The sequence below is a fragment of the Cohnella baijiui genome (assembly GCF_020731285.1).
Lineage (GTDB): Bacteria > Bacillota > Bacilli > Paenibacillales > Paenibacillaceae > Cohnella.
In genome coordinates this window covers 1-10,463 of the sequence record NZ_JAJFOW010000077.1, presented here as the reverse complement: position 1 = coordinate 10,463, position 10,463 = coordinate 1, and the positions used below count along the sequence as shown (strand labels likewise).

9 protein-coding genes and 1 pseudogene are annotated in these 10,463 nt (G+C 50.1%); 1 reads left to right on the top strand and 9 read right to left on the bottom strand.

All coding sequences use genetic code 11. The features are described from left to right. Nucleotides 1-150 precede the first annotated feature (150 nt). The 7 genes and pseudogenes from LKX83_RS31435 to LKX83_RS31405 all read right to left on the bottom strand — a co-directional run bounded on the left by LKX83_RS31435 (nt 151) and on the right by LKX83_RS31405 (nt 6,577). Nucleotides 151-759 (bottom strand): hypothetical protein, encoded by a 609-nt coding sequence (locus LKX83_RS31435; RefSeq protein WP_227887163.1) that lies wholly within the window; start codon nt 757-759, stop codon nt 151-153. After that, nucleotides 756-1,679, bottom strand: a pseudogene (locus LKX83_RS31430) (AAA family ATPase); the annotation flags it as partial. The gene LKX83_RS31435 and the pseudogene LKX83_RS31430, both read right to left, overlap by 4 nt. A gap of 178 nt (nt 1,680-1,857) precedes the next feature. Further along, nucleotides 1,858-2,283 (bottom strand): hypothetical protein, encoded by a 426-nt coding sequence (locus LKX83_RS31425; RefSeq protein ID WP_227887160.1) that lies wholly within the window; start codon nt 2,281-2,283, stop codon nt 1,858-1,860. 45 nt (nt 2,284-2,328) lie between these two features. Further along, nucleotides 2,329-3,558: a TIGR02678 family protein gene (locus tag LKX83_RS31420; RefSeq protein ID WP_227887158.1), complete on the bottom strand. Its 1,230-nt coding sequence runs from the start codon at nt 3,556-3,558 to the stop codon at nt 2,329-2,331. Next, nucleotides 3,551-5,062, bottom strand: a complete 1,512-nt coding sequence (locus LKX83_RS31415; RefSeq protein WP_227887156.1) for a TIGR02677 family protein — start codon at nt 5,060-5,062, stop codon at nt 3,551-3,553. The genes LKX83_RS31420 and LKX83_RS31415 overlap by 8 nt, the downstream gene beginning before the upstream one ends. Before the next feature lie 170 nt (nt 5,063-5,232). Beyond that, nucleotides 5,233-5,790, bottom strand: a complete 558-nt coding sequence (locus LKX83_RS31410) for a hypothetical protein (RefSeq protein WP_227887153.1) — start codon at nt 5,788-5,790, stop codon at nt 5,233-5,235. Nucleotides 5,791-5,830: 40 nt separating this feature from the next. Further along, nucleotides 5,831-6,577, bottom strand: coding sequence for an RQC domain-containing protein (locus LKX83_RS31405; protein WP_227887151.1), 747 nt, complete (start codon nt 6,575-6,577; stop codon nt 5,831-5,833). A gap of 106 nt (nt 6,578-6,683) precedes the next feature. Here LKX83_RS31405 and LKX83_RS31400 point away from each other — a divergent pair, with 106 nt between their 5' ends. Then, entirely contained in the window at nt 6,684-7,334 is a 651-nt protein-coding gene (locus LKX83_RS31400; protein ID WP_227887150.1) for a hypothetical protein, read from the top strand. Nucleotides 7,335-7,407: 73 nt separating this feature from the next. On the opposite strand, the gene LKX83_RS31395 is transcribed toward LKX83_RS31400, so the two are convergent. Continuing rightward, the gene (locus LKX83_RS31395) at nt 7,408-8,712 is read right to left on the bottom strand and encodes an SEC-C metal-binding domain-containing protein (RefSeq protein WP_227887149.1); all 1,305 of its coding nucleotides are present in this window, start codon (nt 8,710-8,712) and stop codon (nt 7,408-7,410) included. 432 nt (nt 8,713-9,144) lie between these two features. Further along, on the bottom strand, nt 9,145-9,963 hold the full coding sequence (locus tag LKX83_RS31390) for an alpha/beta fold hydrolase (RefSeq protein WP_227887147.1): 819 nt from the start codon (nt 9,961-9,963) through the stop codon (nt 9,145-9,147). Nucleotides 9,964-10,463: the final 500 nt, after the last annotated feature.

Genomic DNA, 10,463 nt, shown 5'->3' with positions numbered 1-10,463 from the left:
TTGATGAAGCGGACGCGTCCCCACTACCCGCAACCCATGCTCGAACTATCCCCGTACAGCTTGTTATCGCATTCTGATTCAAATATTCTATAATTGCTGAAGATTTTGATGTAACTTCTCTGCTTGTGTACAAATACTTCGTAATTCATCTCATTTTTGAAGTACTTCCGGTATTAATTTTTCTCTATATGTTGACTGATTTTTCTTTGGCTTGCCTTCTTTTCTCTTTATCAACTTATATTGAGGACTTGAAATTATATACTCAGGTTGTTGAATACATTCAATATATTGTGATGGAGGGTTATGGTGCGATGAATCAAATACTGCAAGTATCCAACCTTCAGTATTGTCACTTGGAATGCAAAATATAATACGACCCATTAGATCTTGTACATTCAACGCTAAATTAAGTTTATTTTCGAGCTCAATAACCGTTGCTTCTGCTTCAGGACAAGGTCTTGCACAATTAATCTCTTGATCTCTAGAAATATCAGCATCTATATGTATGATTAGTACATCAATTGCAGGTGTCATATTGTTCATATAAAAGAAAATACCGGGATCAGCACCGAATTTCTCACACCACGAGAATACTCCTTTCCAACCTCCTCCATGCACCCCAAACCCCTCGGTCGCAGAAAGATCAGGTTGTAATGGAAGAAATCGATGCTCACCTGGCACAATCTTTTGAATGAGTTGAGTTATAAGCTCAAAATCAGTTGGGCCTTCGGTCACTAAACCAAATGTAATATCCCTCATATATTAGGAACACCACCCAGCCATCCTGATGTCCATAATCTCGATAAACTGTTGCCTTCCTTTCCCTTGGCAAGAAGGTCATCGGTTATATTAATTCTGTTTATCTGGGTATGTCCCTTACTGTTTCTATCGACACTAAATAATCTAATTCGATCATCATTTAAATCTAGTCCATCTAAGACTAATGGATTATGTGTTGTAACGAAGCAAATTTTATTGTTCTTTATTGCTTGCTCACAAAATTTTGTTGTAACAGCTCTTGCCAGTCTGGGGTTAAGAGCTTGATCAAAATTATCAATTGCAAACATTGGAGGTGAGGCCTTATGCATCACTAAAGACAAGAGAAACAGAACATACAAAGATCCTTCGCTAGCATCATATGCCGTTAGTTCATTTCTACCTTCTCGCATAAACCGATCTGTAAATCGTATCGTCTTAGCTGTAACGGGGACACTAGATGAAAGCATTTCTTTTGTAGGTTTACCCACTTCTACCTGATTCACCCAATGCAATAGATCAAATAAATCTTCAAGATCTAAAGTCCCGAAGGTTTCCTCTTCCAAATTAATTAATTCGTTTACAGCATCAGAAAGTCTGCCACCTAACAATCCAACAGGCTCCCTTTGAAATGGATCAAGTTGAATTCCCCTTAAAGTAGTTGTATTCGGAGTGAATATGCAATAGTCTTTAAAAACTTCGTATAAATCATTGGCATATCCTTGACCATTCTTAGTCCTAATTCCTTGTAAAAAAGAGAGAAGCCCTTTATATGCATCTATCTCTATTTCCGGAAAATTATCTAGTTTGTATTTAGAAGCCCTTGACCTCCCGAAAACCTTTCTATTATTTTTCTTCAAGATTTCGGAATGGTACTCCCAAGATGGCTTCGGTTTTTCTATAGGATTATTTAAATTCACTTTATATTGCCAGTTAACTTGATCAGCACTCCAACTTCAAACTCAATATTTAAAGGAATCCTTTCCTGATCTTTAAACGATGATTTGTATAGAGAAGGTGTGCCTAACCTCACGCCTTTGTTATTTAGAATTGAATCATCAACTTTATCAGAAATAGCAGAACTCAAGACACCAATAGCCTCTAATACAGCACTTTTCCCACATACGCCTCGCGGTCGTACAGCCAGAAGTCGCGATTCACCCGTCGGCCGTCCTCCAGCGCGAAGCCCCAGAACTGGACCGACGAAGCACCCTTCTGCGCGCGAAGACCAATGCCTATCGTCTTATGCAGCCGTTTCTCGGCGTGATAGAATTCCAGCCAGACATAAGCGATTCTCCCAGCATGTTCCCCTTCGCCGAGCAAGTAATATTCGATCTTCCGGTCTCGGGAGCCGAACGGATCCAGCCGATGCGGGCGCTTGTCCCCGTCCAGCACAAGCGGCAAGAAGCTCTGCATTGTCACCGACTTGCCGGCTCCGTTCGTGCCGCGCAGAATGAGGCGTCCCGCCTCCAGCTCGAATTCCTCGTTCTCGTAACACCAGAAGTTGAACAGCCCCGCTCGCGCCATTTCCCATCTCGTTTTCGTTTTTTCGGCCTGTTCCCTCACTCGCGCTTACCCCCCGTCCATGCTTTCCTGATAATATCCGTTCCACCTCGAGACGATCGGATACACGACGAACCGGCTATCATCGCGCCAGCCGCCGAGGCTCCATTCTTCCATATGTGCCGCCAGTTCATCCGCGAGCTGGGATGCCGACAGTTCGCGATGCTCCTTGCTCCAATAGTCCTGATAGTCAGACTTCAGCTCCAGCAGCGCCTGCTCCAGGTCACTTCGCGTCAACACGATCGTTCCGTCGTCTTCCAGCACGTAGCCGGCATGCTCCCGCTGCTGCTTGCGCCGAAGCTCCCCCGCCAGCAGCAGCACGAGATCCGAAATCGCCGCCGGCGTTGGGAACAACTCCCCTTCAAACGACAACTCAGGGTAGAAGAATAGCAGCCCTTCCCGGTATCTCGTCCCTTCGAGTCCGAACATCCTCTGCAATTGATCCGTGAGCGAGCGGCGTTGCGTCTGCACGTACCGCAGCTCCTCGGCGTCCCAATGCCGGTCGTGCACGACCGGCTCAAGCAGCAATCGCCGGTACACCCGATGCCGCAGGCGGCGAAGCCTGCCTTCTTCGGTGTCGGCATAAGCGACCAGCTCGCTCATTCCTTCAAACCGCTCGCTGCGGCGCAGTTCGTCGGGAAATTGCCTTAGAACGTAGCGCGCAAAGGGCGAACATTCATACAGCACGTTGCGGCTCTCGTCGCTCGCCCAGTCGCCTTCGTCTCCGTCCACCGCAATCAGCACGCCGAGCTGCTTCATTTTTTTGAGTGCCCGCACCATGGATAGCCGATGATAATAGTTGTCCCAGGCCACGGCAATGCTCGCTCCGAGCATCTGCTCACGGATCTGCGTTACCATGTCTGTGAGTAGGAATTGGTCCATCTCCGTTTTGCTCTCCAGGAACCACAGCCCGTAGGCGAAAAAAGCATAGTCCCGCGTCTCCCGGAACTCGCGGAAACCCATCCACGGCTCGGCCTTGAGCGGCGCCTTGTCCAGCTTGGCCATCGTCCGGGTAAGCAGCAGCGAAAAGCCCGCGTATTCCGCAAACCAATCGCGCAACTCCGCGTACTGGTCCTTGATCCAGTAGAACAGCTCCGCGTTGTCTTCCTTCGTCACCCAGGGACGGTTAAGAAGCACCTGAGCGCAGAGACGACGGCGCTCGTCCCACAACGCCGCGTCGGTGCGGCCCTGCTGCCGCATCCGGCGGATCGCCCATGACTTCGCTCCTCCTCTAGACATACTGCATCGTCCCCTCACGAATGAACGCAAGCCGATAATTCGGAAGCGCCAGCTCCCCGTCTTCGCAGAGCAGCAGCGCTTCGGGCTCTTCTTTGCGCGGCTGCTCCAGCCGAACTTCCGTGCCGTCCGCGGCAATGAACGACCGGCTCGCGCTCGCCGTACAACGGCCAATCCACTGCAGTAGCTGCAGCCGCTTCTTGGCGGTCAGAACGCCGAGCTCGCCAATGCGAATCTCGCCCTGCCCCGCCAGCTGTTCCAGAAAGACCGCCTCTTCCTCCAATTGGCGAGCCACCTGCTCGCGATAGGCTTGCCGCTTCTCGTCCGAACGCCGGACCGGCTCGATGCCGGTCTTCTCCACTCGCCGCCGGCTGCGGCTGCGAATGGCTCGCAGGTTCTGCGGCTCCTGCCACATGGACCGATCGGCCCGGTCCGTTTCCCGCTCGTCTTCTCCCTGCAAATGACGGCTCGGGAACAAGCCGAACGCATACGCCGCGAGCCGATGCGCGTCCCGAATATCATCAAGCTGGGCGAACCACCCGCCGAGCGTCTCCAGATCCTTGCGCCGGCTCAGTCCGGAGCGGCGGCGCTCCTGCAGCCGGATCGCGCTGCGGACGACCTTGGCGATCGTCTCCTTCGTCGCCCGCTCGAGCAGCACGAGCTCGCTCGGCTCGCGCGTATCGCCGATAAACCAGCGGTACAGATTGGCCCAGCTTTGCAACTGGTGCTCCGCGATCTCCTCGGGCGAGTGGCCCTCCTCGATACGCGGCTTGCGCAGCTCGTCCCGCATGACTTCCTCCAGGTATAGCTCGCGGACCGAATCGGTGATCTGCTGCAGCCTTCCTTCGATCAGGTAGGCGCTTCGCTGCAGGCTTTTGACGAAGTGCTGCAGGTAGTCCGTCAGCGTCTCCTTCATCGCCAGGAACGCGTCCGTCGCCATCATCTCTTCCGCTTGAATCGAATGCATGCTCGCGATGAAGTCGGCCGCGTTTTCGTGCATCGTCTTGAAGGCATGCTGCAGCCTGTCCCAGCAGGCGAGCGCCTCGCCGGGCTCGAAGCGATCCACGTTTAGCCGGATCTGCTGCAGGCATTCCGCGATCGTATCGAAGTACGTCGTCTCCAAGGAACCGCCGTAACCTTTGATCTTCTCCAGCGTCTCCAGCATCCGCTCGATTTCGATCGCATAGGGAGTGAGCAGGTACTGGCTTTTCTTCCGCATATATTCTTCAAGCGTGAGCGCGCGCCCTCCGTCATGACGGGACGCGAGATTGCCCCACTCCTTCAGCCGCTCCAAGTCCTGCTGGCACTGCTCCAGCGTATAGCCGTCCAGTACGTCCCAAGCCGCCACTCCCGCATGCACGTCCTCCGGGCGCAGCCAGTAACGCAGCCGCTGGTATTCTTGATACATAAAACGCATGACGGCGCGATACCGGGCCACATTGTCCGCATTCAAGTAGCTGAGCTCCGGTACGCTGCGCAATGAGGCGCCGATCGATCGGCTGTTCATCATGCCACCCCCGTTATTCTATTACCCCTATCCTACCGGAAATGTTCGACTCGTTTCTACAAGAATTATTTAGCCGACAGACTAAACGGGAATTTGTACGACCTTGCCCGCATTCATCCGATCATCGCCTTCCTTTCGATAGAATCGTACAAATGTTTGCTTTTCTCCAATCATGCAAGCTCGGCAAAATACTGAATAAACGTTTCAAAATCGAACGGAACTTCTTCCGCCTCCCGCTCATCAACATAGGGCCGGCCCTTCTCATCCACCGAGGTATAATACTGTAATGGGGTCTGGGGTGGAACTGTATTGTAGAGACTATCCCGATCGGCGAACAGCTCCATTTCCTCCCAAGTAATGCCGTACGGAAATCCCCAGTTTGTGTATCCGACAATGACTGCAAATGTCTCATCGGATTCTAAACGGCTGAATGGTTCCTGCTCTTGAAGCCGCAGCTGTCTTTTCTTTTTGCGATCTTTTCTGGCTTTTAAAGAAGCTGCCGCACTTGCTAGCGCTCTGCGAACGACTTCATCGGATAAGGATATGCCCAACATGCGCAGCTCCACAATTGCCGTTCCCGTGTCAACCCCATAATGCTTGCTGTAACCACGTATGTACTGCTTGCCATTATATTTTTTGAGCCAGCTCACCGCCGATTGCAGCCGGCCTTGCCGGTTCATTCGCTTGGCCCGCGGTGTGTTCGGCTTCTTCTTTTTCTTCTTCCCCAAAAGTGAGCCTCCTGCCAATCCAACAACCTTATTCTATCGTTTAAATTTGGCCGTTATCCGTGCAACGCGGACACCTTTCCGGAAATCGCAATCCTTCACTCGAATAATGATCTGGATTCGTTTCATCGAACAAATAAGGATAGCCACACTTCCGGCAAGCCAAAAATATCGGATCCTGTACCCTGATCAACAGCGATTGTGCCCGCTCGCGCTTGAGCCGCTCCCAATCTGAATCATCCATTAGACGGCGACGATTAAGCGCATCAATCACCTTTCGGATCTCCGCCTGCACTTTCTTAAAATCGATGCCTTCCCATAAAGTCAAAAACGGAATGTACTTCGTATTCCCGGTGCATAATATTTTGTACAAGAATAAGAGGATCATGCCCCGGTTGCGTTCCTTCAAATACTCCATGCTGATCGGAGTGATTTCGCTCTCGATCCAGCGATCCCACTCCTGCAAAAATTCTTCCGCATGCCGCTCCCTTTCGATCACCCATCCGAGCGGAGAAAATACAATCATGGGCAGTTTGCCCCGCTTTTCTGTATCCAAATAACCTGTAGCAATCATTCGATTCACTTTGTCCATAATCTCTGCCAAGGCAAGATCCTTGTAGAATCCGTATGAAGGATTCCGATCCAATCCCAGCTCGAGCAGCTTGCGATCCTTCGAACCTTTCAAAATCTTCGACAGAAGCGTCCGTCCGCCAGTTGCGATGATATCGTCGGCGGCCCGAAGAATGACCCGTATTTCAGGCTCCGGCAATAATGGAATCCTTCGTTTCATTCGTTTGTTTATTCCCTTCCGCCGCGCCGGGCATGTATTTCATTCCACAATATATCAATTGTCTTGGTATAATGAACATAATAAATGATCGAATGGAGGGGTATCCATGGGCAGAACTAGCACCGGAATTTGTATAAGCTGTGAGAAAGAACTTAGCAAGATGACCGTCGCGAAGCATTTGAAAAACTGCCCGGAACGGTCCAGGGATGACGGGAACGAACGATTATTCCTGATCAGTGTACAGAGCCGTTCGCCGGAGTACTGGCTTTATCTCGAGGCAAGCGCTGACTCGACGTTAAAGCAGCTGGATCACTTTCTGAGGGACATTTGGTTGGAATGCTGCGGTCACATGAGCTTGTTCATCATCGAAAATCAAACTTTTTCCTCCGACCCGGACCAATCTTATGGCGACAAAAGCATGCGAGTCAAACTGCGCGACTTGCTGTATAAAGGCATGTCCTTCCGGCACGAGTACGATATGGGGTCGACAACCGAACTGAAGCTGAAGGTAGTCGAGGAAAGGCTTGGGGCCAATCGCGCTGCTCCCGCAATCGAACTTCTCGCCCGCAACTCGGCTCCTGTTATCTACTGCGACGAATGCGGTACTGCAGTTGCGGAAAACGTGTGTTCAGAGTGCCAGTATGACAAGTCTGGATGGTTGTGCGAAGCTTGTTCGGAAGCGCATGAATGCGGAGAGGAAATGCTTCTTCCGGTTGTAAATTCTCCGCGTGTAGGTGTATGTGGATATACAGGGTAACATGTCGAAGACTTCCTCTATCCATCGCCTGATTCAGCGGCAAGCGAGAACGCGGCTTAACAAATTACTATCATTATGTCACGGATCCAAACTCGTCAATAAAGAGTTCAACATCCAAGTTTTTCGCCTTTTGCGCACAGCAGAATTTAAATTTATTTCCGCTGCCGCATGGGCAGAGAGCGTATACATTGGATAGGCTGAGCTTGCCAAATAACGCCTCCTCCAGGTTGTCTAAATCCTCGGGATATCCAATTTCAATCGAGCAAGGAATCTGGAATCTTTCGCATACCTTGGTCAATCTCGCAGCTCTCTCCTCCGACTCAGCTCGAATTTGTACAAGATGATCAATCGAGATGGATCCCGCCTTTGCATTTCCCGACGATATCCGATTTCTATGTTCTTTCAACGCTGTATTCTGCGTTCTCTCCTCTTTCGGAAGCTCATTCTTCCTGTGCTGCATGTACATTTCTGCCAACGGATAGAACGATTCCCGATCCTCCGGAAAAATCTCCAAATCCCGCGACTCTATTAGATGATTTTCCTTGGACGAGGCTGTTTCCTTGAAGGCAGGAAGCAAAGCCAACTCTTCCCTTGTCGGTAAAAACGGTATATTTTTATTAGAAACCATATGGATCTCGAACAGGTCCTGCAAGCACGCTGATAACATCTCTCTTAGCTTGAGCGCCGTCATTTCTTCGTATCGATCTGCATGAACGAGCGCCATTCTGCTGTGGTATGCGGAATTTTCCAAATCCCCGATTTGATACAGCAAACTTCCCAAGGAATAATGAGACTCCACTTGAGACGGATCCATCTGTAGGGACTTCTCGAACGCCGCAGCAGCAAGTTCGGGCCTCCCTCCACTTTGATAAAGATTGCCCAGCTTGTTCCACAACAATCCATTGTTGCCGTTGTCCATTAGTTTGGCTAAGAGAGCATCCTCGGCATGCGTTGCCCATTTGGGCAGTGAGCCGTCATATAATCGGATTTCTCCTTCTATATAACCTGTTCGCTTATTCTTTCCTTCATCAAGAAGCCTCGTTAATAATCCAAAGATAAAAAACGGATCCTTAAACTCCCACTCTCCTGCACCGTTGCAAACCTTGCACCGAAAATAGCCTGTTGATTGGACGTAGTTCAAGGCTACTTGGTAGTTCAGTTCGTTCGTCGACGTTGCGTTCTTTTCCTTCATCCAGCGTTCCATATTGAAGGCTATAAGGCCCAGATCATATTTACCTTGGCACCCGCAATGTCCGCAGATCAGATTCTCGCGGCGGGAGGCTGCTGGAAGATCAATTCTTTTCTTGTACTTGATAATAGACTTGGTCAGCTTTCCCGGAAGTAAAGATAAATCAGGGCTCGGCGGAATATCAATCATAGCTTATCCGGTTAATGCGGCTATTAATAAAGGATTTATGCCGTAATGCGACGACTTGGCCATTTCAGTCATTACCGCCTTTCCTTTGTAGTTTGGATAAGGGTTATAGGTTTATTAGCTCCTCCCGAAATCCAGGCTTGTTCGGATCCCGGTTTGCAAGTACAGAAAATAAGGAAGTTCAAAATTGTTGTCCAAGTAAGCATCAATAATCTCGTCCACAAGTTGTACGGTGTTGCTAGATACCAAACCCCACGCACCAGAACCCCAAGATGCTTATAATGGCGAGAGAAGGTTATTCAACAAAGCGGCTGGCTTTCATGTTGGTGGAGGCGAGGGGAGGCGAACGAGCGTACCTATCTCCGTTCCCGGCTACAGCAATCTTAAAGCAAAAGAAGTTAACCAGGTATAAGCTGGCTAACCTCATAATCCGTGTTAACTTCTCAGAAATTCAAGCCTTTTCTTCCAAATCTCATTGGCGAACGACCCGATCCAAATGAGATGACTGTCCGCCGGGCTTTCGAACAACTCGAAATTCGGCAGTTCTTTGGCAAGTCTATCGGCATGTTCGAACGTCACCACTTTGTCATTTCTCGTGTAGAAGCCTAAAACGGGCGTAGAGATTTTGCTTAAATCGACGATTTTGTGATCCAGATCATTGATGAATCCCGTGCCCGATTGCGATGTCCGAATCATGTTCTTCACGAATTCAATGTCTTCCCGGCTCATTCTTTGCAAGACTTGATAAACCGGGAGCTTAGTCAATTGTTTCATCATCGTTCTGACCATGAAATTCGGAAATGTTGCCAATAGTCCTTTGGTGACCCGCCATGTGACCTTTTCAGCCGAACCGAACAGCTTTTTGGCTCCTTTTTTAAGCTTATCGTCCCACTCGATGGCTACTGCGTTTTCCATGATCAGCTTCTTGACACGATCGGGATATTGATAAGCGAATGCCAGGCCGGTTGGACCGGCGGCAGAGATGGCGATGAGATCGACTTGATCGATATGAAGCTTATCCAATAACTTAGCCAATGTGTCGGCCGATTCCTCGGCGCTCCGGCCAGCTTCGTCGGAAGTATCGTCGTAACCGGGCCTTGAAGGGGTTAATACGGTAAAGCCATAGTCCTTTAACTTCTCGTGGGAGAGCCTTGTCTCTCTGCTGCAATGACCGCCGTTTAATACGACAACCACCGGTCCTGTCCCTTCAATGCGGTACTCGACACGAGCATAATCGATCTGGACGAGAGTCATGATGAACGCCTCCATCCGCTATCTTTCCACTATTATACCTTTGCTTTATCATCCTATTAAATGAAAAGGGCGGGGGAGGGAGGGAGTCTCTTGCTCCGTCCGTGCGGAATCGGAGACAGGGAAACTCCCGACTCGCCAACCATGCAAAAACCCCGACCTCATGCGGTCGGGGTTTTACATGGTGGAGGCGAGGGGAGTATATGATTCTCGATTGAACTTGCTGACGAGGCTTACTCGACGAAGCAGAGCGCAGCGGAAGAATCAGATGCCGTGCTCGTTGCTATTCCCCACAAAGAGACCACAAGCTCCGAAGCTTATTCCGAATACTTTGCGGGGTCCCCATCTGTCGCTCCCTGCGCGCGGTCGAACCCCTGTCCTCCTTCGGATTCGGGGCAACACCCCCTCGCCCACAAAAAAACACTGACCTCATGCGGTCAGTGTTTTTATGGTGGAGGCGAGGGGAGTATATGATTCCTGATTGAATTTGCTGACGAAGCCTA

Excerpts from the sequence above, each read along its gene's own strand:
- LKX83_RS31435 (WP_227887163.1), bottom strand. The coding sequence starts at position 759 with ATGAGGGATATTACATTTGGTTTAGTGACCGAAGGCCCAACTGATTTT.
- LKX83_RS31425 (WP_227887160.1), bottom strand. The coding sequence starts at position 2,283 with ATGGCGCGAGCGGGGCTGTTCAACTTCTGGTGTTACGAGAACGAGGAA.
- LKX83_RS31420 (WP_227887158.1), bottom strand. The coding sequence starts at position 3,558 with ATGTCTAGAGGAGGAGCGAAGTCATGGGCGATCCGCCGGATGCGGCAG.
- LKX83_RS31415 (WP_227887156.1), bottom strand. The coding sequence starts at position 5,062 with ATGAACAGCCGATCGATCGGCGCCTCATTGCGCAGCGTACCGGAGCTC.
- LKX83_RS31405 (WP_227887151.1), bottom strand. The coding sequence starts at position 6,577 with ATGAAACGAAGGATTCCATTATTGCCGGAGCCTGAAATACGGGTCATT.
- LKX83_RS31400 (WP_227887150.1), top strand. The coding sequence starts at position 6,684 with ATGGGCAGAACTAGCACCGGAATTTGTATAAGCTGTGAGAAAGAACTT.
- LKX83_RS31395 (WP_227887149.1), bottom strand. The coding sequence starts at position 8,712 with ATGATTGATATTCCGCCGAGCCCTGATTTATCTTTACTTCCGGGAAAG.
- LKX83_RS31390 (WP_227887147.1), bottom strand. The coding sequence starts at position 9,963 with ATGACTCTCGTCCAGATCGATTATGCTCGTGTCGAGTACCGCATTGAA.